Source organism: Ruegeria sp. BG6 (assembly GCF_056538465.1).
On the sequence record NZ_JBQFTB010000005.1, the window covers coordinates 77,919 to 98,383 of the forward strand.

Annotated in this window: 25 protein-coding genes; 12 read left to right on the forward strand and 13 right to left on the reverse strand. The window is 58.1% G+C overall.

What is annotated here, in order from left to right; all coding sequences use genetic code 11:
- Positions 1-3 precede the first annotated feature (3 nt).
- The 3 genes from lptC to ACR0JW_RS11205 are packed head-to-tail and all read right to left on the reverse strand — an operon-like array spanning position 4 to position 2,195.
- On the reverse strand, positions 4-603 hold the full coding sequence (gene lptC, locus ACR0JW_RS11195) for an LPS export ABC transporter periplasmic protein LptC (protein ID WP_170681929.1): 600 nt from the start codon (positions 601-603) through the stop codon (positions 4-6).
- A gap of 12 nt (positions 604-615) precedes the next feature.
- Positions 616-1,584, reverse strand: a complete 969-nt coding sequence (locus ACR0JW_RS11200) for a KpsF/GutQ family sugar-phosphate isomerase (protein ID WP_170681928.1) — start codon at positions 1,582-1,584, stop codon at positions 616-618.
- Positions 1,581-2,195 carry a ribonuclease D gene (locus ACR0JW_RS11205; RefSeq protein ID WP_170825272.1) on the reverse strand — a complete coding sequence of 205 codons (615 nt, stop codon included), beginning with the start codon at positions 2,193-2,195 and terminating at the stop codon, positions 1,581-1,583. Before ACR0JW_RS11205 ends, ACR0JW_RS11200 begins: the two co-directional genes overlap by 4 nt.
- 177 nt (positions 2,196-2,372) lie before the next feature.
- Between ACR0JW_RS11205 and ACR0JW_RS11210 the strand changes: the two genes are divergently transcribed.
- The 6 genes from ACR0JW_RS11210 to ACR0JW_RS11235 all read left to right on the forward strand — a co-directional run bounded on the left by ACR0JW_RS11210 (position 2,373) and on the right by ACR0JW_RS11235 (position 7,894).
- On the forward strand, positions 2,373-2,801 hold the full coding sequence (locus ACR0JW_RS11210) for an Lrp/AsnC family transcriptional regulator (protein ID WP_170615533.1): 429 nt from the start codon (positions 2,373-2,375) through the stop codon (positions 2,799-2,801).
- Positions 2,802-2,874: 73 nt separating this feature from the next.
- Positions 2,875-3,567: a lytic transglycosylase domain-containing protein gene (locus ACR0JW_RS11215; protein WP_170681925.1), complete on the forward strand. Its 693-nt coding sequence runs from the start codon at positions 2,875-2,877 to the stop codon at positions 3,565-3,567.
- A 70-nt stretch (positions 3,568-3,637) separates the two neighbouring features.
- Complete coding sequence (gene flhA, locus ACR0JW_RS11220; RefSeq protein ID WP_480713973.1) at positions 3,638-5,665, forward strand: flagellar biosynthesis protein FlhA; 2,028 nt, start codon at positions 3,638-3,640, stop codon at positions 5,663-5,665.
- Entirely contained in the window at positions 5,662-6,432 is a 771-nt protein-coding gene (locus ACR0JW_RS11225) for a flagellar biosynthetic protein FliR (protein WP_480713916.1), read from the forward strand. The genes flhA and ACR0JW_RS11225 overlap by 4 nt, the downstream gene beginning before the upstream one ends.
- Entirely contained in the window at positions 6,432-7,517 is a 1,086-nt protein-coding gene (locus ACR0JW_RS11230) for an EscU/YscU/HrcU family type III secretion system export apparatus switch protein (protein WP_480713917.1), read from the forward strand. Before ACR0JW_RS11225 ends, ACR0JW_RS11230 begins: the two co-directional genes overlap by 1 nt.
- Positions 7,517-7,894: a hypothetical protein gene (locus ACR0JW_RS11235; protein WP_480713918.1), complete on the forward strand. Its 378-nt coding sequence runs from the start codon at positions 7,517-7,519 to the stop codon at positions 7,892-7,894. The genes ACR0JW_RS11230 and ACR0JW_RS11235 overlap by 1 nt, the downstream gene beginning before the upstream one ends.
- Positions 7,895-7,913: 19 nt before the next feature.
- On the opposite strand, the gene ACR0JW_RS11240 is transcribed toward ACR0JW_RS11235, so the two are convergent.
- From ACR0JW_RS11240 to ACR0JW_RS11280, 9 genes are read right to left on the reverse strand one after another with little or no spacing between them, the layout of a single operon-like run.
- Positions 7,914-8,366, reverse strand: coding sequence for a flagellar basal body-associated FliL family protein (locus ACR0JW_RS11240; protein ID WP_480713919.1), 453 nt, complete (start codon positions 8,364-8,366; stop codon positions 7,914-7,916).
- Between the two features lie 45 nt (positions 8,367-8,411).
- Positions 8,412-9,143 carry a flagellar basal body L-ring protein FlgH gene (gene flgH / locus ACR0JW_RS11245; protein WP_480713920.1) on the reverse strand — a complete coding sequence of 244 codons (732 nt, stop codon included), beginning with the start codon at positions 9,141-9,143 and terminating at the stop codon, positions 8,412-8,414.
- A complete protein-coding gene (flgA, locus tag ACR0JW_RS11250; RefSeq protein WP_170681919.1) occupies positions 9,143-9,559 on the reverse strand; it encodes a flagellar basal body P-ring formation chaperone FlgA in 417 nt (138 codons plus the stop codon). The genes flgH and flgA overlap by 1 nt, the downstream gene beginning before the upstream one ends.
- Entirely contained in the window at positions 9,559-10,344 is a 786-nt protein-coding gene (gene flgG, locus ACR0JW_RS11255; protein WP_170681918.1) for a flagellar basal-body rod protein FlgG, read from the reverse strand. The genes flgA and flgG overlap by 1 nt, the downstream gene beginning before the upstream one ends.
- A gap of 24 nt (positions 10,345-10,368) precedes the next feature.
- Complete coding sequence (locus ACR0JW_RS11260) at positions 10,369-11,079, reverse strand: flagellar hook-basal body complex protein (protein ID WP_170681917.1); 711 nt, start codon at positions 11,077-11,079, stop codon at positions 10,369-10,371.
- Complete coding sequence (locus ACR0JW_RS11265) at positions 11,079-11,351, reverse strand: flagellar biosynthetic protein FliQ (RefSeq protein ID WP_170681916.1); 273 nt, start codon at positions 11,349-11,351, stop codon at positions 11,079-11,081. Before ACR0JW_RS11265 ends, ACR0JW_RS11260 begins: the two co-directional genes overlap by 1 nt.
- Before the next feature lie 3 nt (positions 11,352-11,354).
- Positions 11,355-11,645 (reverse strand): flagellar hook-basal body complex protein FliE, encoded by a 291-nt coding sequence (gene fliE, locus ACR0JW_RS11270; protein WP_480713921.1) that lies wholly within the window; start codon positions 11,643-11,645, stop codon positions 11,355-11,357.
- Positions 11,646-11,656: 11 nt separating this feature from the next.
- A complete protein-coding gene (gene flgC / locus ACR0JW_RS11275; RefSeq protein WP_480713922.1) occupies positions 11,657-12,043 on the reverse strand; it encodes a flagellar basal body rod protein FlgC in 387 nt (128 codons plus the stop codon).
- Positions 12,044-12,055: 12 nt separating this feature from the next.
- A complete protein-coding gene (locus ACR0JW_RS11280) occupies positions 12,056-12,445 on the reverse strand; it encodes a FlgB family protein (protein ID WP_170681913.1) in 390 nt (129 codons plus the stop codon).
- Positions 12,446-12,531: 86 nt separating this feature from the next.
- Between ACR0JW_RS11280 and ACR0JW_RS11285 the strand changes: the two genes are divergently transcribed.
- From ACR0JW_RS11285 to ACR0JW_RS11310, 6 genes are all read left to right on the forward strand, one after another.
- Complete coding sequence (locus tag ACR0JW_RS11285; RefSeq protein WP_170681912.1) at positions 12,532-13,869, forward strand: FliI/YscN family ATPase; 1,338 nt, start codon at positions 12,532-12,534, stop codon at positions 13,867-13,869.
- 91 nt (positions 13,870-13,960) lie between these two features.
- The gene (locus ACR0JW_RS11290; RefSeq protein ID WP_480713923.1) at positions 13,961-14,800 is read left to right on the forward strand and encodes a flagellar motor protein MotB; all 840 of its coding nucleotides are present in this window, start codon (positions 13,961-13,963) and stop codon (positions 14,798-14,800) included.
- 98 nt (positions 14,801-14,898) lie between these two features.
- Positions 14,899-16,194, forward strand: a complete 1,296-nt coding sequence (locus tag ACR0JW_RS11295) for a flagellar hook protein FlgE (RefSeq protein WP_480713924.1) — start codon at positions 14,899-14,901, stop codon at positions 16,192-16,194.
- Between the two features lie 33 nt (positions 16,195-16,227).
- Positions 16,228-17,679, forward strand: coding sequence for a flagellar hook-associated protein FlgK (gene flgK, locus ACR0JW_RS11300; protein ID WP_170681909.1), 1,452 nt, complete (start codon positions 16,228-16,230; stop codon positions 17,677-17,679).
- A 2-nt stretch (positions 17,680-17,681) separates the two neighbouring features.
- Complete coding sequence (locus tag ACR0JW_RS11305) at positions 17,682-18,689, forward strand: flagellin (RefSeq protein ID WP_170825268.1); 1,008 nt, start codon at positions 17,682-17,684, stop codon at positions 18,687-18,689.
- Positions 18,686-19,780 (forward strand): flagellar basal body P-ring protein FlgI, encoded by a 1,095-nt coding sequence (locus ACR0JW_RS11310; protein WP_480713925.1) that lies wholly within the window; start codon positions 18,686-18,688, stop codon positions 19,778-19,780. The genes ACR0JW_RS11305 and ACR0JW_RS11310 overlap by 4 nt, the downstream gene beginning before the upstream one ends.
- Before the next feature lie 30 nt (positions 19,781-19,810).
- On the opposite strand, the gene ACR0JW_RS11315 is transcribed toward ACR0JW_RS11310, so the two are convergent.
- Entirely contained in the window at positions 19,811-20,455 is a 645-nt protein-coding gene (locus tag ACR0JW_RS11315; RefSeq protein ID WP_170681906.1) for a DUF1523 family protein, read from the reverse strand.
- Positions 20,456-20,465 lie beyond the last annotated feature (10 nt).

Genomic DNA, 20,465 nt, shown 5'->3' on the forward strand with positions numbered 1-20,465 from the left:
ACTTCATCTTTCTGCTTTTGCCGGCTCATACACCAGCTTTACGCCATCTGTAAAAACAATATGGACCGGTCCGTCCTTTTTTTCAGTCCCAAATGTCATGCGCCCAGCCGAGAAATCACCGATCGGTCCGGTTCCGTTAACCTGACCCGGTGTATCCCCGCGGATTTCATCCAGCGAGGTGTTCAGCAAATCCGTGGTGACCTGGATGCCGTCCGTAGTGGTTATGACAACATCGCCGACAAAAGTTGCCGTCTTTTTGTCAGGTCGGATCATGCCCGAATTTGAATCCAGTTTTATGACACCGCCATTCAACAGCCCCAGGCGCCCACGAAACTCGGCCGCGGTCGGGACAGATCCTTCAGCCCCTTTTGCCGCCTGTATGGCCTTGATATGCACGTCTTCACCCTTGCGGGTTATGCCCCGGTAGTCGGGCTGAGTAATAACCTGGTCGGCAAGGCGATCGTTGATTTCCGTTTGCGGGAATGGAACCGACACGTCTGTCTCGATGCTGCGGGACAGCAGGAACACCGTGGACAGCAACAGAATGGCCACCAGCGGCAACAGCACCTTCAAGAACTGTACCATGCGGGAATAGCGGTCCACAGTTTCCACCTTTCAGCCCAACCCGACGCGCAGGCAATCGTGAATGTGCAAAATGCCTTCAGCCCGCCCGCCCGAGGCCGGATCGACCACAAACAAACAGGTAATCTTGGGCGTCTGCATCGTCATCAGAGCCACGGCGCTCTCGGCCAGTTCACCCGGTCCGATGGTACGCGGGTTCGCGGTCATCACCTGATCGACGGTCAGGTCAAGCAGACCCTGCATATGCCGCCGCAGGTCGCCATCGGTCACGATGCCCAGCAACCGCCCCTCGGCATCAATAACGCCGACAACGCCAAAACCCTTCTGGCTCATGACCAGCAACGCCTCGCTCATCGGCGTGCCCGAGGAAACGATCGGCGTGTCGGTATGCATCAGATCGCGAACCTTGCTGAGCTGCGCGCCGAGTTTGCCGCCGGGGTGGAAATCACGGAAGTTTTCGGGCCGGAAATCGCGGTACTTCATCAAGGCGATCGCCAGCGCGTCCCCCATTGCAAGCGTCAGCGTCGTCGAAATCGAAGGCACCATGCCAAAACCGCAGGCCTCACCCATCGACGGGATCAGCAGATGCACGTCCGCCTGTTTCATCAACGTGCTTTCGGGCTTGCTGGACAGACCGATCAGAGGGATGCCGAACCGCCGCGTAAAGGCCAGAAGATTGGCCAGTTCCGGTGCCTCGCCCGAGTTCGAAATCGCCAGAACCACATCGCCCTTCGACACCATACCCAGATCGCCGTGACTTGCCTCGGCCGGATGCACGAAATAGGCGGGTGTCCCGGTACTCGCCAGCGTCGCCGCGATCTTGTGACCGATATGGCCGGATTTGCCGATCCCGCTGACAATGATCCGACCGGTTGCCTGCAGGATCATCTGCACGGCAGTGGCAAAATTCTCATCCAGGCCGTCCGCCAGAACGTCAAGCGCACGGGCTTCGTCAGTGATGACCTGCCGCGCGGTTTTCAGAAAGGATTCGTTGTCAGTCATGAGTGCGCAAAAATATCCGTTTCAGGCCAGCCGGCGAGGTCCAGCTTGGCACGCATCGGCAGGAAATCAAAACAGGCCTGCGCCATCTCGGTCCGGCCCTCGCGTGCCAGCCGCCCGTCCAGCGCATCGCGCAACTGGTGCAGGTACAAAACGTCCGAGGCGGCATAGTCCAGCTGGGCCTCGGTCAGGGATTCCGCACCCCAGTCGCTCATTTGCTGCTGTTTCGAGATGTCGACGCCGATCAGTTCCTGGCACAGGTTCTTCAGCCCGTGCCGGTCTGTATAGGTGCGTACCAGTCGGCTGGCGATCTTGGTACAATAGACCGGCGCCGCCAGCGCACCAAACGTGTGGTACATGGCCGCGATGTCAAATCGCCCGAAATGAAACAGCTTCAGCACATCGGGATTTTCCAGCATGGCACACAGGTTCGGCGCTGATGTCTGCCCATTTTCGACTTGAACGATATGGCTGTGCCCATCGCCACCCGACATCTGGATAACGCACAACCTGTCCCGATGCGGATTCAAACCCATGGTTTCACAGTCGATCGCCACGACCGGGCCCAGATCCAGCCCATCCGGCAGGTCGTTTTTGTACAAGTGGTTCGCCACGGATTTTTCCTTTGTTCGGTCTCAGACCACGAGATAGGAGGTTTGGTCCGCAAACTCAACGCCATCCAGCGGGCGTCATTGTGACCAGGCCCGGCCGGGACGGGATTTTGCCGCGACACAAATGAGGTCAGCAGGAACTTGAGCATCTGTATGCTAATGCTCTAAACCTTGGCCACCATGGACAAACTTGATCGAAATATCGTTGCCGCACTTCAGCAGAACGCGCGTGAATCAACTACCCGGATCGCAGCAAAGCTGGGCGTGGCGCGCACCACCGTTCACGAGCGTATCAGCCGCATGGAAGATCGCGGTGTAATTGCAGGGTACTCCGTGGTTTTGCACAGCCCGCAAGACACACCGCGTGTACAAGTCATCGTTCTGCTGGAAGTGCAGCAAAAAGAAACGGCCCGCATCATCAAACGTCTTGAAGCCTATCCCGAGGTCAAACTGTGCCTGTCCATCAACGGAGAATTCGACCTGCTGCTGAGTGCCGAAGCACCGCATATAGAGGATCTGGACATCCTCGTCGACGAACTCGCCAAGATTCCGGGCGTCATGCGAACCAACACAAGCGTTGTGTTTGGCCGCCGGATCGACCGGAACTGATGCTGCGATAACCCTATGTAAACCGATGCGCGGCTAGCCTGCCCCGGACTGATCAAGATCCCGGACCGGCAGAATGCCCCATCGAATATTCACCTTTCTTCTGATTCTGCTTCTTGCCGGGCGTTCGCTGCATGCACAACCTGACGCAAGAACCGCCGATCTGTGTGATCAGGCCATGAGGCGAGCCGCTTTGTCGGAAGGGGTTCCTCTGGATGTCCTGCGAGCCATCGCGCGCGTGGAATCCGGTCTGAACGTCGCTGGCACCCTGCGCCCCTGGCCGTGGGCGATCAATGTCGAGGGGCAGGGTCTTTGGTTTGACACCGAGGTCGAGGCAAAATCCCATGTTTTCCAAATCTTCAAGGCGGGCGCACGCAGTTTCGACATTGGCTGCTTCCAGATCAACTATCGCTGGCACGGGCAGGCATTCCGGTCGATTGACGAAATGTTCGACCCGGATCAGAACGCCAGATATGCCGCCCGTTTTCTGAAAGATCTGTTTGCAGAGTTTGCATCGTGGCCCGCAGCGGCCGGTGCCTATCACTCTCGCACTCCCGCTTTGGCCCAGACCTATTCCGAGCGGTTTCAGACCGAGTTGGCGCGCCTCAACGAGGACGAGCCGACAAGCTATGCGGCAGTTGCCCGCGATCCTTTCACACATTCCTCTGCTCCATTGCTTCCGTCGCGATCTGAAGCGCCAAAACGGATAATGCTGGGGTCGCTGGTTCCGGTAGCGGATAGTGCCACCGCCTTTATCGTCTTCAACTAAGGGGGTGATCGTGTTCAGGTTCGATGCCCGCTCTGTGTTCTCGCCGACCGTCCTGCTGGCGCTGGCCCTGATGACGGTCATCGTGATAATGATCCTGCCAATGCCCGCCTGGGTTCTGGATGTGGGGCTGGCAGCGTCGTTTGCGCTGGCTATTCTGATCTTCACCTTGACCCTGTTTATCGAACGCCCGCTGGATTTCTCATCTTTTCCAACGATCCTGCTGGCATCCCTGATGCTACGATTGTCGCTGAATGTTTCGTCCACCAAGCTGATCATCGGTCAGGGTCATTCGGGTACCAACGCCGCAGGTGATGTGATCGAGGGGTTTGCCCAATTCGTCATGGGCGGAAGCATCTTTCTGGGTCTCGTCGTGTTTGGCGTTCTGCTGATCGTTAACTTCATGGTGATCACCAAGGGCGCCGCCCGCATGGCCGAGGTCGGAGCCAGGTTTGCGCTGGATGGGATGCCGGGCAAACAACTTGCAATTGACAGCGACATGTCCGCAGGGGCCATCGACCATCAGCAAGCCAAGGAACGGCGCGAAAGAGAACAGCAGGAAACGACTTTCTTCGGCTCGCTGGACGGTGCGTCCAAATTCGTCAAGGGCGACGCCGTTGCCGGGTTGCTGATCACCTTGCTGAATCTTGTGATGGGTTTGATCATGGGCGTGATCGTGCATGGTATGCCGGTTGCATCCGCCTTCGAAACCTATGCGATCCTGACGGTTGGTGATGGGCTGGTCTCACAAATCCCTGCGGTCATTATCTCAATCGCGTCCGCCCTGCTGCTGGCGCGGGGCGGCACGCAGGGGGCAACCGACAGCGCAATCTTCTCGCAGTTGGGGCGGCACCCGGCTGCACTGGGCACAGTCTCGCTGCTGATGGCCCTGTTTGCGTTGGTGCCTGGCCTGCCGTTTCTGCCCTTCATTCTAGGCGCGGGGGTTTTGGGGTACTCAGCCTACAGCGTTTACAGCAAACAAAAATCCGAGCTGACAAAAGCGCACTCACCGGCACCCGAGACCGATGCCCCGACCCCGCAGGCCATCGGAGACATCCTGGACCTGGACGACGTTCATCTGGAATTCGCGCCGGATCTGGTCAGCATGGTTCTAAACCCAGGCACCGGTCTGGACGCGCGGATCGCCAATATGCGGACATATGTCGCCTCTGGCTTTGGTCTGATCCTGCCCGAAATTCGGTTGACCGATCGCGCCGATCTTCCAACCGGCACTTACGTTATCAAAGTTCAGGGCGTCGAACAGGCGCGCGGTGTTCTGAACCCCGACCTTGTATTGGCGCTGGTTCAGGAAGGGCCGGACATTCTGCCGGACGGAAATGATGTGACCGAACCCGTCTACGGCGCACCTGCCCGTTGGATCCTGCCCAAAGATCGGGAGGCTGCGGCCCTGAGCGGCGCAACGATCGTCTCGCCCCCCGGAATCCTGGCGACCCATCTGCTCGAAATCATCAAGCAGAACTTCTCCCGACTGCTGACACTCAAGTCGCTGCGGCGTCTTTTGTCCGAAATGACTCGGCTGAGCGATCCGGGCCGGGCCGAGGCCAACCGCAAGTTGCTGGACGAACTGATCCCGGACAAGGTCCCGATCGATACATTACATTCCGTTCTGCGGCTGCTGCTGGACGAACGGGTGTCCATCCGAAACATGGCCCTGATCCTGGAAACCGTGGCCGAGGCTCGGCTGACCACAACTCTGCCCGAAGGGATTTGCGAACTGGTGCGCCAACGTCTCGGGTTCCAGCTGGTCGCCGACATGAAGCGCGAAGATGGGTCGATCCCACTGATCCAACTGGCACCGGAGTGGGAGGACACGTTCGCCACTTACCAAATCGACGCCCAAAGCGCAGGTCTCGACGTTGCGCTTCCGCCCAACCTGTTCAACAAGCTTGCAGACGGTGTCGTGCAAAGCGTTGCGCAAACCGCGGATCGGGGCGTGTTTGCGGCCGTTGTGACTTCGACCCGTCGACGCAGGTTGCTGCGCACGATCCTGCACGCACGCGGCATCTCGAACTCGGTTCTGTCATTTGAAGAATTCGGCTTGGAAGCCAGGCCGGCACTTGTCGGTACGGTGCCCGCGTGATCGGCCTGCCCCCTGACTTGCTGACGTTTATCAGTAGCGAGCTTGAGCACTTGTTCGCCGTTTTCCTGCGGGTTTCCGCTTTGGTTTCCCTTCTGCCTGCCTTCGGAGAGCGCAGCATTCCGGCCCGCGTAAAACTGGCGATAGCAGTGGCATTTACGCTCTTGGTTTCTTCCGCAATTGACCCGTCCGGGGCGATGTCTGGACTGTTCCCCGTAGTGTGGCTGATCGGCACCGAAATCCTGACGGGTCTGGCACTTGGCTTAAGCTTAAGGCTTTTCGTGCTTGCCCTTCAGACAGCAGGATCAATTGCCGCTCAGGCGACATCGCTATCCCAGCTTCTGGGCGGGGCGGCAGCAGACCCAGTGCCGGCCATGGGATATCTGCTGACCCTGGCCGGAATCACTCTGGCTGTTCTTATGGGGCTGCACATTCGTGCGGCGCAGTTTTTGATTGATAGCTACACCCTGGTCCCAATGGGACAGCCCCCTGCGGCTGCGGATCTGTCCCATTGGGGTGTGCGACGAATTGCGCACAGCTTTGCCCTGGCTTTTGCGCTGGCAATGCCCTTCGTCATCGCCTCGCTGATCTACAATCTTGCGCTTGGGGTCATCAACCGGGCGATGCCTCAGTTAATGGTCGCCTTTGTCGGTGCCCCGGCAATCACCTTTGCCGGTCTCGTTCTTTTGTTCACCGGAGCGCCCTTGATCCTGTCCGCCTGGTCGGACGCACTCAACAGTTTTCTAACCAACCCGATAGGAGACAACTGATGAGCGAAGCAGACGACGACAGCGACAAGCCTTTCGAACCGACACCACAGAAACTGAAAAAAGCCCGTGAAAAGGGCGAAGTGGCCAAGTCCGCCGATCTGTCGGTGGTTGCGGGTTATTCCGGCTTACTCGTTGCGCTGGTAACAGTCGGTCAGCACGGCGTGGAAAATCTTGGTACGCTTTTTCTTGTAGTGATCGATCAGGCCGGCGACCTGTCCCGCCTTATGATCGATGGCCCATCTGCAGGCCCGGTCGGCGGCGTTCTAAAAACGACCCTGGTCGCCATCGGGATTCTCTTTTCTATTCCGGCGGCTGCGGTCCTGCTCAGCCTCATTGCGCAGCGAGCTCTTGTCTTTGCCCCGTCCAAACTCAAACCCAAGTTGTCGCGCGTTTCCGTTGTATCGAACGCCCAGAACAAGTTCGGCCGGGGCGGGTTGTTCGAATTCCTTAAGGCCTTTGTCAAACTGACAATATATTGCACATGCCTTGCCGTTTTCCTGCGCGCCAATCTGGCGGAAATCCTGTCTGCCGGTACGGCACCACCCCAATCTTCAATCCTGTTGATGATGAACCTGTTGTTTCGCTTCTTGTTTATCGTGATTGTCATCGCTCTGGCCATCGGCGCAGCGGACTACCTTTGGCAATACTCCGAGCACATGCGCAAAAACCGTATGTCGCGCAAAGAGATTCAGGACGAAACCAAGGATGCTGAAGGCGACCCTCATGTCAAACAACAGCGCAGGCAGCGCGCGCAGGACATTGCGGCAAACCAGATGATGGCGGCGATTCCTGAAGCAGACGTTGTCATAGTCAATCCGACGCATTTTGCGGTCGCGTTTAAATGGTCGCGGGCGGTCGGTACCGTACCGGTTTGCGTCGCGAAGGGCGTGGACGAAATCGCCGCCACGATCCGGTCGGCAGCCGGGCAGGCAGGGGTTCCGATCCATTCCGACCCGCCGACCGCGCGGGCGCTTCACGGCACCGTCGATATCGGGCAGGAGATCCAGGAAGAGCACTATCGATCCGTTGCCGCCGCTATCCGGTTCGCCGAAGCCATGCGTAAACGAGCAAAGAAGCAGGTATAATGCGACAAACGCAGATCAAAGCATTGGTGCGGGTGACGGAGGCCGCGTTCCAAAAGGAATTTCAGGCCATTCGCCCCTTGGTCGAGGCCGAGACATTGGTTCTGAGGAAGCTGAGGAAGCTGGACACGCAGGTTAAAGCGGCGCGCCACGACAGTGCGCAGTCCCAAGGCTACAAAATCACAGGAACCGATATCTTGTGGAACGGCTGGGAAGCCGCAACACGCCGCCAGTTGAACATGGAACTGGCGCGCATCCGAGTGCAGAAGCTGAGCGCTCTGGACGCGCTGCGCCTTTCGTTCGGGCGCAAACGTGCTGTTGAAAGCCTGTCGGAGTCGCTTTTGGCTGATCAGTTTTGCAACCAGTCAAAGGGCTTCTGATCCACAACCGACTGAGTCGTCAGGTGTTCTGACGATTGACACTCATAATCAGAACCTGAGAAACGTCTTCGCCCAAATCCTTACGCGCAACGTCCAGCAACGCTTTGCGCAACGCATTCAAGTTGCCGGACTCTGTAAAGGCACCGTCAAAGCCGCCGATATTGGCATGGTCAAACAGCACCTGCAGGAACCTGTCGCGCAGTTTCGGTTCAATCGCATAAAACGTTTCCGAAAGCCCAGGCGTGGTTTCCAAACTCAAGGACACCGTCACCAGAGCTGATATCTGGTCCTTCTTAACCACCGGAACCACGAATTGCTTGGTGAGCTTGAGATATTCGAACTCTCCCTCACCCTCCTTCTGACTTGCTTTCGTTTCTTTTGGCTTTTCAGCCTCTGCTGTCGCGGCCTTGCTGTTGTCGCTTTCTTTCGGTCCGAGGAAGACCCCGGCCCCGATACCTGCGGCCAGCCCCAAGACAAGACAAATCAGCGGTACAAGTTTCCTGACCACAGCGGCACCTCAGAACGGCAGAAGCGAGTCGAGGATCTGCTGGCCGTAACGTGGTTGCTGCACATCCGTGATTTGCCCCCGGCCCCCGTAAGAAACCCGCGCCGAGGCGATCTTGTCATAAGTGATCTCGTTCTGGCGGGAGATATCCTGCGGTCGAACATAGCCGGTGACCAGCAGTTCCCGCAGTTCGAAATTGACACGCAATTCCTGTGAACCGGAAATCGACAAAACACCGTTGGGCAGAACATCAATCACCGTAGCAGCCACCCGCAGGGTCAGTTTTTCCTTACGCTTGACCGAGGCTTTTCCGGAACTGTCCGATGAGGAATCGATGGACACGGCGTCATCCATCGAGGCACCTTCAGGCAACTTGTCTGCCACGCGCTGGGGCAGGCCGAACAATCCCGGAACGGCCAGACTTTCAGATCCGGCGCGCGATCGTTTCGTATCATTCGAAATCTCGGCTTTTTCGTCCAGCTCGATCACAACCGTCATGATGTCACCTTTTTTGATCGCTCTTTGGTCTCCCAGCAGCGACTGTTGCCCACCGCTCCAAAGCGAGGCGCGATCCACACTCCGCTGCGGCTGAGTGTGTGTTGGCAGGCCTGGCCACAGCATGGCCACCTGTTCCGGAGACTCATCAGTGGGCGTAAAGCTCGGCGGTTTGCCCAGGTGGTCCACGCGCCCGCACGCGGACAGGGCAATCAAAGTGACAAGCAGTTTGTAAGGCTCTACGGGCATTATCTTACCTCAATTTGACCGTCGGGCCGGATATGCCCGGTTACAGTCGTTCTGGACGACAAATTCATGACCCGAATGCGGTCACCTGCAGCCCCGCGTCCCAGTGCGCGGCCTTCTGCCGTGATCGACAGCGGCTGGCGGTTGAATACCAGGACAACCAGATCGTTCCGGTCCACAATGGCCGGAGGACCGACGTCCGTTTCCCGTATAGGGCGACCCGGATACAGCGCAACACGGGCTTCCTGGCCGATCAAAAGACCGGGATCCATGACAACGCCGTCAACCTCGGTGTTTGTCAGCTCGAGATCCGAGGCCACAATGATCTCCTTCGCACGAATAGTTCTGGTCGGCACGACTATCTCGGCCTGAACGACCATGGGAGACATCACTATCAGCGCCCAAAGAACACTGCGCATCATCGCACCTGAGTTGTCGCGCCCATCATCTGATCGACGCCGGATATGACCTTGGCGTTCATTTCGTAACCACGTTGCGCTTCGATCAGTTCCGTGACCTGTCGCACGGCATCAACCGAACTGTCCTCCAGGTACCCTTGACGCAAAGTTCCCAACCCGTCCTCACCCGGCGGACCCGTCACCGATGCGCCAGAGGCTTCGGTTTCCTTGAACAGGTTGCTGCCGATCGCCTCCAGCCCCTTGGCATTCGAGAAGCTGGCCAAGGTGAATTCTCCCAGCAGCTGACCCTCGGCCGTGTCATCGAAATAGGCGTATACTTCGCCGGATGCGTTGATGGATATCGACCGCGCATCATCGGGGATGGTAATCTCGGGAGCGACGGTAAAACCGTCCGAAGTCACGATCAGGCCCTCGGGCGATCGTTTCAGGCTACCATCGCGGGTATAGGCGGACTGGCCACCCGGCAGGGTCACTTCCAGATAGCCTCGCCCCTCGATAGCGATATCCAGATCGTTGCCAGTTGCGGACAAGGCGCCTTGTGCCAGTTGCACGGTAACGGCTGCGGGCCGAACGCCCAGACCCAACTGGACACCGGTTGGCAAGACCGTGCCGTCAGAGGCATTCACCGCGCCCGCGCGGGCCATCTGCTGATAGTGCAGGTCCGCAAATTCGGCCCGCCGTGCGTTGTAACCGGTTGTGTTCATGTTTGCGAGGTTGTTCGAGATGGTCTCGACCCGCATCTGTTGTGCCGTCATTCCGGTGGCGGCAATCTTCAAAGCGCGCATTTCGAAATTTCCCCTGGTTAATTGTCAGCGCATCAAGGCCTTGAGAGCCCCACGAACCCGCTCGTCTTCGGCCTCAAGAAAGCTCTGTCCCAGCTCATAGGCCCGTTGAATTTCGACCAGCCGAGTGACCTGATCTATCGCGTTGACATTTGAACCTTCCAGGAACCGGTGCAGGACTACGGGTTCGTCAACCGGCTCAACGTCGCCCGCCGGGCGAAACCGGGTGCTGCCTTCGCGAATAAGCCCCCCTGTGTCGGCCACCTGATACACCCCGATCTGCCCCAGTAGCTGGCCATTGACGCTCAGAGTGCCGTCGCCGCCGACATCGAGTGTTGCGGCATCCGGCGGAACAAACAGGGGGGCGCCGTTGCTGTCCAGTACCCGCAGCCCGTCCATCGTCACCAGATTGCCATCCGCGTTGGGCGAAAAGCTCCCGGCCCGGGTCAGGCGATTGCCGTCGGGCGTTTCGATCATGAAGAACCCGTCACCTTCGATTGCAAAGTCGAACTGCCCGCCGGTCTCGGTCAGAACGCCTTGTTGCAGCGATGTATTGCGGACTTCGGCCCTGCTCATGGAGAGGGAAGGATCGTTTGACATGTCCCTCACGTACTCGGAAAACACCAGGCCTTGCTGCCTGTAGCCGGTCGTGTTTGCGTTGGCGATATTGTTGGCCACCAGCCGCATCTCGTTCATCAGCCCGGATTGGCGGGACAGGATGACATAGGCGGTATCCATCAGCGGGCTCCTGCGATCAGAGGGATGAGTGTCGACGAGAAGAACGTCACGAGGGTTTGGGTCATGAAGCCCATGGAAATCCAGAACACGACGACTATCGCGATCAGCTTGGGGACAAAGGTCAGTGTCATCTCCTGCACCGATGTCAGCGCCTGAAAAAGGCCCACGACCAGTCCCGATACCTGCGCCACCGCCAGAATCGGCACAGACGTGATAACCGCAACCCACAGTGCCTGCCGCAGGATGTCGTAGAACTGCCCCTCGCTCAGCATCGATCAGACCGGCATCCGCAGGAGTTCCTGATAGGTTTCGACGACTTTGTTACGCACGATGACCGCCGTTTCTACGGCAAGCTCGGTCTGCGCAAGGGCCTGCACCAGCGCGTGCGGGTCGGCCTGCCCGACCATCGAAGCCTCTGCCACCTGCTCGCTATGTTTCAGCGTTTCTGCAAAATCTTGAAACGTTGACCGCAAGCCTTGCGCCATTCCTACGTGGTCTGTGGCAGCCTGAGTGGCTGGGCGTGCAACGGCGTAGTTCTGGGCGGCGTTTATTGAGCGGACATTCATTCTGGCTTCCTTTATTTTCTGAGTAGTTCCATCAGGCTCGACGACATCTGACGGGTCTGGTCGAACATCTTGAGGTTGGCTTCGTAGCTGCGCTGCGCCTCGCGCGCGTCGGCAATCTCGATCATCAGATCGACGTTCGACCCCCGGTAGTGCGCGGTCTCGTCCGCCATCGGATGGCCTGGATCGTAGATCCGGCTAAGGTCGCGACGGTCGAGCCTGACGCGCCCGGCCTGAACCGTTTCCCCGCTGCCTTGCGCAACCACTTCGAACGAAACTGTCTTGCGGCGATACCCCGGAGTATCCGCGTTGGAAATGTTTTCCGAAACATGGCGCAGACGAGCCGCCTGTGCACGCAATGCGCTGACCGATGCTGTCAGGGAATGTGAAAAATCACTCATGTCTTCGCCTCTTTACGACCGGCCCAGGCTGGCGCGCAGGACATTCATCGAGGATCTGTAGATCGCCAGCGCGCGGTCATGCTGGCGCTTGATCTCAACAGCTTTCAGCATCTCCTCCTCCAGCGAGACACCGTTGCCGTTGGGATCGCCGGTCGGTTCTGCCTTGTACTCTGACCAGAGGTGATCACCGGTGGTCGTTCCATGCAAATGGCCCGGACGGGTCGCAGACATGACCGATTCACGGTCTGTGTTGTCATACGCAGTGTGAAAGGCGTCAATATCGCGGGGCTGGTATCCCGGCGTATCCGCGTTGGCCATATTGCGCGAGATGACAGCCTGCCTTTGCCCGGCATGGGTTGCCATTGCGTACGCTGTCTTAAAGACGTTCAGGTCATAGAACATCGGGGCTTCTCCCTCGATCCGTTTCAATCAAGGCTTAACCCCGGTTCCTTTAGAAAGCGTTTTCTGAACCAGGATGGAGGCCGGCCATGCCCGAGATCGAACCAACGCTTCTGAAATGTGAATTCGACCGGATGTCGGCCGTCCGAAACGTCGGGCTTGTCAGAGGCGTCTCTGGCGGTGTGATCGAAATTGCTGGTCTGGCGGGTCACGCCCGGATCGGAGACACCCTGACATTGCAGCGCCGGCCAGGTCCGGATCTGGCGGGTGAAGTGCTGCGTGTGGATGCCGACCAAATTTACATGCTGCCAGGATCGGCACCGGACGGGGTCAGCCTTGGGGATCGGGTGCAGCTTGAACCGTCACCAGTTTTCGCGCCGGACATGCACTGGCTGGGCCGGGTTGTCGACCCGTTTGGCAAGCCGCTGGACGGCAAGCCCTTGCTGAGCGGCTCGCAAGAGAGGAACATTGTTCAATCTCCCCCTCCCGCCGTTGAACGCCGGGGATTGGGGCAGCGACTGGAAACCGAGCTGTCGATGCTGAACACGGTTCTTCCCATCGTGCAGGGCCAGAGAATCGGGTTGTTCGCCGGTTCCGGGGTCGGAAAATCCACATTGCTGGCGACGCTTGCCAAATCAGTGCAGGCAGATGTGGTTGTAGTCGCTCTGGCCGGGGAACGGGGCCGTGAAGTGAACGCGTTTGTCGCCAAAGCTCTGGGTCCTGAGACGATGAAAAGGTCTGTTGTCGTCGCAGCCACTTCTGATCAGTCCGCCCTTGCTCGACGGCGTTGCCTTTGGGCAGCGATGTCGGTTGCCGAATACATGCGCGATCAGGGGCTGCACGTTCTGTTCTTGGCGGATTCCATTGCGCGATTTGCCGAGGCTCATCGTGAAATCGCCGTCACCACGGGCGAATCGCCATCGTTGCGCGGGTTTCCACCATCCGTCACACCACTGATTGCCGGTCTGTGCGAACGGGCCGGGCCCGGCACTGCCGGACAAGGAGATATCACCGCGGTTTTCAGCGTGTTGGTTGCCGGGTCCGACATGGACGAACCGGTTGCCGACATTCTGCGCGGTGTTCTGGACGGGCATATCGTCCTAAGCCGTGACATCGCGGAACGTGGCCGGTTTCCGGCAATCGACCTCAGCCGGTCGGTTTCGCGCTGCCTGCCCGAAGCCGCGTCAGAAGACGAAAACAGGCTGATCTCGGAAACCCGCAAGCTGGTAGGCAGCTATGAGCAATCCGAGATCATGATCAAAGCCGGGCTTTATTCCGAAGGCACCGACCCGCTGCTGGATCAGGCCGTCCGCGCGCATGAAGATCTGGATGCGTTTTTCGCAAGACCCGATCCCGAAGGGATAAAGAACAGCTTTAACCGTCTGTCCGTGATCCTACGTCGCGCCGCTGGTGGATTGATGCGTTGAACGACGACAGATTTCGGAACAGTTTTAAGTGTTAAGCGGCCATTAAGACCTGCCCTGATAACCCGGTTGTGGGTGATAAAAGGTGGTGAAGATGGGTGCGCAATCCAATGCGGCGCCGGTCATCATCAAGAAGAAACGTGTTTCGGGTGGCGATGGCCATCACGGTGGCGCATGGAAAGTCGCATATGCCGACTTTGTCACGGCCATGATGGCGTTCTTCATGTTGATGTGGCTGCTGAATGCAACAACAGAAAAACAACGAAAAGGGTTGGCGGATTATTTTTCGCCCACAATACCGGTGAATCCGGTTTCTGGCGGTGGCGACGGCGCTTTTGGCGGCAACAACATGTTCTCGGAAAAGACCATGGTAATGGACGGCTCGGGTGCCAGCAGCCGACAGCCTACCATTGCCAGGCAGGCCCGCGGCGCAAGCGGCGTGGATGCCCGCGGCGGAAGCAAGGGGGCATTCGAGGATTTCACCTCGCTCGAAGCGAAATTGCTTGGACGCACCGGCGAAAGCCTGGTCTCGGACAAGGTCCTCAAACATATCGTGACCCGCGTCACGGATGAAGGCTTGGTGGTGGAACTGTTTGACACGGACGACCAGACCCTGTTCGAAACGGGAACGGACAATCCAACACCCGTCCTGCGAGCACTGATGCTGCTGGTAGCCAGATCCTCGGACCTTGTGACCAATGCAATTGCTGCCGAAGGCCATGTCGCGTCGTCGCCGGTGGTGCTGGCACATAACCCCGCCCGGGAATTGTCCACGACACGTGCCCAAGCCGTGCGCAGGATGCTGCAGGACAAGGGCGTGGCAACGCACCGGCTGGATCGCGTTACTGGCCACGCGGACCGCGAACTGGTCAGCGAAAACCCCATGGCCACGCGCAACAACCGCGTTGAAATCATATTCCTTCGCAGGTCATGACCGCAAAAGTATAGGTCGCATTCTACCTGTTAGCGCGCTGTTAAGAGGCCGCGCGCTAGGTGTTGCATCAACGGTTGACGCAACAGAAGGGCGTTCCAATGACAATTTCTTCATCCCTGAACGCCGGTGTGGCTGCATTGAAGGCGAATGCGAACAGATTGGCCACTATTTCGGACAACATCGCCAATTCTTCCACGTTCGGATACAAGCGGGTCGAGACGGACTTTCACTCGATGGTCACATCCGGTCAGGGCGGCAGTTATTCAGCAGGCGGCGTCAGAACGACCAGTCAGCGCCTGATTGATCAGCGCGGCTCGCTGGTGACAACGAACAATTCAACCGATCTGGCCGTCCGAGGCCGTGGCATGCTGCCCGTGCGCTCCAGTTCACAGATCGGGTCGAGTTCAAATGAGATGCTGCTGACCACCACAGGATCCTTTCGAACGAACGATCAGGGATATCTGGTCACGGAATCCGGCCTTGTCCTGCTGGGCTGGCGTGCCGGACCCGATGGTTCGATCCCCAGTGTTCCCCGCGACACCCCCGCTGCGCTGGAACCCATCCAGCTCAGCGTCAATCGGCTTTCGGGGGCGCCGACCACGCAGATGAACCTGCGCATGAACCTGCCCGCAACCGCGACGGATGCAGGAGCACCAGGCGATACCCAGCCCCTGTCGGTCGAGTATTTTGACAATCTGGGTAAGTCTGAAAACGTGGATATCGAACTTACCCCGACTGTTCCGGCGACCGGGTCCAGCAACGAATGGACCATGACCTTGCGCGATACCGCGTCCGGCGGAACCATTATCGGAGAGTACACGCTGACCTTTACCGACAGTCGCACGGCCGGCGGAACGCTGGCCAGTGTCACGGCGGTTTCAGGAGGCGCCTATGATCCCGCAACGGGCAACGTTGTCGTCAACGTTGCGGGCGGTCCAATGGAGATCAATATCGGACGGATTGGCGATACGGACGGCATCACGCAGTTGTCCGACACGTTTGCCCCGGTATCGATAACACGGGACGGTTCCGCTGTCGGCACGATGACCAGCGTTCAGGTTGACGAAAATGGATATGTCTACGCTTTCTACGACACAGGCGTCAGTCGCCGCATGTTTCAGATCCCGCTGGTCGACGTCCCGAACCCCAACGGATTGACCGCCCTGGACAGCCAAACCTACGCACCCTCCCGCGGTAGCGGCACCTTTTTCCTTTGGAACGCAGGCGAAGGGCCGACGGGCGATCTGGTCTCATTCGCGCGTGAGGAATCGACGACGGATGTGGCAACCGAACTGACGTCGATGATCCAGACTCAGCGCGCCTATTCCTCCAGCGCCAAGGTGATTCAGACCGTGGATGAAATGCTTCAGGAGACCACGAATATCAAACGCTGATCCCGGTAACGGCCGATTGAAAGGACCTGCCAGATGAATATGTCGACCGCTTTGAACAACGCCCTTGGCGGGTTGACGGCCGCAAGCCGCGGAGCCGCAGTCGTGTCGGGAAACATCGCAAACGCGTTGACACCGGGATACGCACGCAGAACCCTTGAACTGACGACCAGCCCGGTTTCAGGAAATGGCGTCCAAACAGTTGGCGTTGTCCGCCACCATGATCCCGTGATCACTGTGAACCGCCGCGTCACGGATGCCGATCTTGCGCGACAAACCGCGATTTCGGACTTCCACGCAAGGCTCGAAGCCTATGTCGGAAAGCCCGACAATATGTCTTCCTTAACCGCTCGTCTTGCAACGTTTGACGGCAGCCTTATCACCGCCGCCAGCCTGCCGGACTCTGCTGAAAGGCTGGATCAGGTCGCCCGGGCCGGACGGGATCTTGCCGCAGGGCTTAACGCAGCTTCGGAAGGGGTTCAGCAACTTCGGTCGGATGCAGATCGCACGATCGGCAGTCATGTAAGTAAGCTGAACCAGATGCTTGCAGATATCGAGGCCCTGAACGCCAAAATACCTGCAATTCGATATTCAGGCGGCGATATCGGGGCGCTGCTGGATCAAAGACAGGTTCTGGTCGATCAGGTCAATCAACTGGTCCCCGTTAACTCTGTTCCCCGGGAGAACGATCAAATCTCGCTTTATTCCGAAGGTGGTCTGATCCTGCTGGAAGGAAGCGCGGCAAAATTCTCGTTTGCAACGACGGGTGATACCAAGCCGCACATGACGGTGGCGAACGGGCTGTTGTCAGGCCTTCAAATGAATGGAAATCCTGTACGCACCAGCGGTGACTCGGCGCAAATTCGGGGCGGTGCGCTGATGGCGCAATTCCAGATCCGCGATGAACTATCGATCGACGCGCAGAATGATCTGGACACCGTCGCGCGCGACCTTGTCGAGCGTTTCGAAACCTCGGGCCTGGATCCAACCGTGCTGCCGACAGATCCCGGCCTGTTCACCGATGATGGCGCGCGTCTGAACCCAGCGCTCTCCGTTGGCCTCGCCTCCCGCGTAAGGTTCAATACAATCGCTGACCCTGACGCGGGTGGTGCAAGTTGGAAACTGCGCGCCGGTTTATGCGCCACCCTTCCTGGTGCTCCCGGGGATTCCACTCAGCTACAGGCTTTTGGAGCGATTCTGGAAACCGCGCGCCCGGTCGCAGGTTCACCGTTCGGAACCGGAAACATGCGGGCCACCGAGATTTCCGAGGCGATGATCTCTCGTGTCGGTGCCAAAGCACACACAGCCAGCGCACGCCTGGTCTTTGCAACAAACGCACAGCTTGAGATGGCAAAGATCGAGGCTGAACAAGGCGTAGACACAGATCAGGAATTGCAACGTCTGATGCAGATCGAACAAGTTTACGCCGCGAACGCCCGGTTGATTTCGGTCGTGGACGAATTGATGGACACTTTGCTGAGGTTATAATCATGAATTTGACCGCCATTGGCGACTTGGCGCGGGGCATGACGCTTCGCTCTCGTGCGACAGAAATCAAAACCCAGATCGAAAATCTTTCATATAAGATGTCGAGTGGAAAAGTGCAGAACATGTCGCACCGACTGGGCGGTGACTATTCACACTTACAGGATCTTGAGAACAAACTGACCCGGCTTGACGCGTACAAAGTCGCAACTGCCGAAGCTGGCCTTTTTGCGGATGCCATGCAGAAAAGCCTGACCATGTTCAGCAACTCGGTCGGAGAAATGTCCAACTCGCTGCTGGCGTTCGGCAGCGCAAGTCACGCTGTGACGCATGAACAGGCTTCGGTTCAGGCCCGGAACGAACTGGACACGATGATTTCGGCGCTGAATACAAGGATTGGCGGACGCAGCCTGTTTTCAGGGACCGCTACGGACACTTCTCCGCTGCCGTCGGCTGAAACGTTGCTGGCAGCGCTTCGCACGGAAGTGACCGGTCAGGTCACGGCGTCTGACATCATGTTGGCCGCCGAGAACTGGTTCAACGACCCTCTCGGCTTCGACGCCGTCATTTTTCAGGGCTCCGCAACACCCCTTGCGCCCATGCAAATTTCGGAAAACGAACGTATTTCCCTGCCCGTAACAGCAACGGACCCATCCTTAAAAACCGCATTGAGGGACATAGCGCTTGCGGCGCTGGCTACGGATGTTTCATTGGCATTGGCGCCCGATCAGCGCACTGCGCTGTTCACGCAATTGGGTGTCAATTTGGCCAATACACGTGACGACGCCGTGACGCTTCGCGCGCAGGTGGGCGCAGCCGAGGCCCGCGTCGACCAGGCAACATCGCGCAACGCCGCCACAAGGACAAGCCTGGAATACAGCCGGAATCAGCTGACTGCTGCTGATCCCTATGAAACCGCAGTGCAATTACAGGCCGTACAGTTTCAGCTCGAAAGCCTCTATTCCGTTACAGTTCGCAACGCGAACCTGTCGCTGGTGAACTTCCTGCGATGAAAACTCTGGTTCTCCTTTTGCTTCTGTTGCCGGGCATGGTTTCCGCAGGTGCAATACGAATAAAAGATCTCGTCAATTTCGATGGGGTCCGCGGCAATGACCTTGTCGGCTATGGCCTTGTCGTCGGCCTGAGCGGAACCGGTGACGGGCTGAGAAATGCGCCTTTCACTGAAGAGATCATGTCCAACATTCTAGAACGGCTGGGCGTCAACGTTACCGGAGAAGACTTTCGCCCCAAAAATGTCGCTGCTGTTCTCGTCACCGCCAGCCTGCCCCCATTTGCACGAGTCGGTGGACAGATTGACTTGACCGTATCCGCCATCGGGGATTCAAAAAGCCTGCTTGGGGGGACATTGATCATGACACCGCTTAACGCGGCGGACGGTCAGATCTATGCAGTGGCTCAAGGCACGGTACTGGCCGGCGGCGCTGTGGCAGAGGGCGAGGCGGCATCCGTTGTGCGCGGAGTTCCGACGTCTGGCGTCATTCCGTCCGGCGCCCGGGTTGAGCGTGAAATTGAGTTTGAACTGTCGTCGCTCAGTCAAATCCGCCTGGCTTTGCGAGAGCCGGATTTCACAACGGCTGAACGGATCGAAACTGCAGTCAACTCAGAATTCAGAAAGGCCGTGGCCATCATGAGAGATTCGGGAACAGTGGAACTGAGCATTCCTGCCACCGGCGCAAGGTCAGTTGCACATGCACTCCGGCGCATCGAAAACATCTTAGTAGAGCCGGAAACCAAGGCTCGTGTTGTGGTTGATCAACGCTCGGGCACCATCGTGATGGGTCAGGAGGTGCGTATCTCGAGGGTGGCGGTATCCCAAGGCAATCTGACCCTCACCGTCGAAGAGGCTCCAATCGCAATCCAGCCCAACCCGTTCGCGCGTGGCGAAACGGTGGTCATTCCCAGAACCGTTGCCGGTATTGACGAAGAAGAACGCACCGGGCTGGCAGAAATACCCGAAGCGACAACCTTGTCAGAAGTGGTGGCAGGTTTGAACGCTTTGGGCGTTTCTCCACGGGACATGATCGACATATTGAAGACGATCAAAGCCGCCGGTGCGCTGCATGCTGAATTCATTGTTCGGTGACACCAAGACCGGCCCGGTCATATTCGGCCCCTACTTTGACTTCCAACTGTTCAGCCACCTGCGAAACCTGCTGCTGCGTTCCTCGATCGCGTCGCCTGCGGCATACAGGCTGTCCTCCACATTCTCCATCATTGGGTCTATGCGGGCTTCTCGGAACCTGCACCAGCGCACCCAGATGGCCCAAAGAAGGGCAACGAAAACAGTCAGGAAGATGACGTTGAACCAGGGAATGATCCGCACATCCGGGCTGTCGACCTGCCATATCTTAACGGCGTTTGGAAAGATCGAAAGGAATTCACTGCGCCAGCCGTAATGACGTACCACCACCCAACGCGGCGCCTCGGTCGTCGATTTCAGGTCTGCCGCTTCGGCCTGCAGGTTCGAGGAGTTCAGCTTGAAATAGGGCGGCCAGCCCCAGCCTGTATCCTCGTTCCGATAGACCATGACCTTGCTGTTGGTCTTGCGGGTCTGGATGAAGAACACGTCGCGGTTTGGTGTAGTTGGGTCGCTGCCGACATCATGAACCGACCAGAAGATGCTGTTTTCACCGGGGTCGATCCGTTTTTCATAAGTGTCCGATATCCGAACCACGTCATGCTGCGGCAGGGTGTAGTTCAACACCGCCGCGATCGTGCCCCAGAACAGGATGATGATGGCCCATTTGACATAACGCATTAGTCAAACC

What these genes read in the sequence shown, in the direction of transcription:
- ACR0JW_RS11280 (WP_170681913.1), bottom strand. Translation starts at nt 12,445, where the DNA reads ATGTTCTATGACCTGAACGTCTTTAAGACAGCGTACGCAATGGCAACC.
- ACR0JW_RS11310 (WP_480713925.1), top strand. Translation starts at nt 18,686, where the DNA reads ATGAAAACTCTGGTTCTCCTTTTGCTTCTGTTGCCGGGCATGGTTTCC.
- ACR0JW_RS11260 (WP_170681917.1), bottom strand. Translation starts at nt 11,079, where the DNA reads ATGGATACCGCCTATGTCATCCTGTCCCGCCAATCCGGGCTGATGAAC.
- ACR0JW_RS11265 (WP_170681916.1), bottom strand. Translation starts at nt 11,351, where the DNA reads ATGCTGAGCGAGGGGCAGTTCTACGACATCCTGCGGCAGGCACTGTGG.
- flgG (WP_170681918.1), bottom strand. Translation starts at nt 10,344, where the DNA reads ATGCGCGCTTTGAAGATTGCCGCCACCGGAATGACGGCACAACAGATG.
- ACR0JW_RS11235 (WP_480713918.1), top strand. Translation starts at nt 7,517, where the DNA reads ATGCGACAAACGCAGATCAAAGCATTGGTGCGGGTGACGGAGGCCGCG.
- ACR0JW_RS11295 (WP_480713924.1), top strand. Translation starts at nt 14,899, where the DNA reads ATGACAATTTCTTCATCCCTGAACGCCGGTGTGGCTGCATTGAAGGCG.
- ACR0JW_RS11305 (WP_170825268.1), top strand. Translation starts at nt 17,682, where the DNA reads ATGAATTTGACCGCCATTGGCGACTTGGCGCGGGGCATGACGCTTCGC.
- ACR0JW_RS11200 (WP_170681928.1), bottom strand. Translation starts at nt 1,584, where the DNA reads ATGACTGACAACGAATCCTTTCTGAAAACCGCGCGGCAGGTCATCACT.
- flgH (WP_480713920.1), bottom strand. Translation starts at nt 9,143, where the DNA reads ATGCCCGTAGAGCCTTACAAACTGCTTGTCACTTTGATTGCCCTGTCC.
- ACR0JW_RS11215 (WP_170681925.1), top strand. Translation starts at nt 2,875, where the DNA reads ATGCCCCATCGAATATTCACCTTTCTTCTGATTCTGCTTCTTGCCGGG.
- flgA (WP_170681919.1), bottom strand. Translation starts at nt 9,559, where the DNA reads ATGCGCAGTGTTCTTTGGGCGCTGATAGTGATGTCTCCCATGGTCGTT.
- ACR0JW_RS11290 (WP_480713923.1), top strand. Translation starts at nt 13,961, where the DNA reads ATGGGTGCGCAATCCAATGCGGCGCCGGTCATCATCAAGAAGAAACGT.
- flgK (WP_170681909.1), top strand. Translation starts at nt 16,228, where the DNA reads ATGAATATGTCGACCGCTTTGAACAACGCCCTTGGCGGGTTGACGGCC.
- ACR0JW_RS11210 (WP_170615533.1), top strand. Translation starts at nt 2,373, where the DNA reads ATGGACAAACTTGATCGAAATATCGTTGCCGCACTTCAGCAGAACGCG.
- flhA (WP_480713973.1), top strand. Translation starts at nt 3,638, where the DNA reads ATGACGGTCATCGTGATAATGATCCTGCCAATGCCCGCCTGGGTTCTG.
- fliE (WP_480713921.1), bottom strand. Translation starts at nt 11,645, where the DNA reads ATGAATGTCCGCTCAATAAACGCCGCCCAGAACTACGCCGTTGCACGC.
- flgC (WP_480713922.1), bottom strand. Translation starts at nt 12,043, where the DNA reads ATGAGTGATTTTTCACATTCCCTGACAGCATCGGTCAGCGCATTGCGT.
- ACR0JW_RS11230 (WP_480713917.1), top strand. Translation starts at nt 6,432, where the DNA reads ATGAGCGAAGCAGACGACGACAGCGACAAGCCTTTCGAACCGACACCA.
- ACR0JW_RS11285 (WP_170681912.1), top strand. Translation starts at nt 12,532, where the DNA reads ATGCCCGAGATCGAACCAACGCTTCTGAAATGTGAATTCGACCGGATG.
- ACR0JW_RS11315 (WP_170681906.1), bottom strand. Translation starts at nt 20,455, where the DNA reads ATGCGTTATGTCAAATGGGCCATCATCATCCTGTTCTGGGGCACGATC.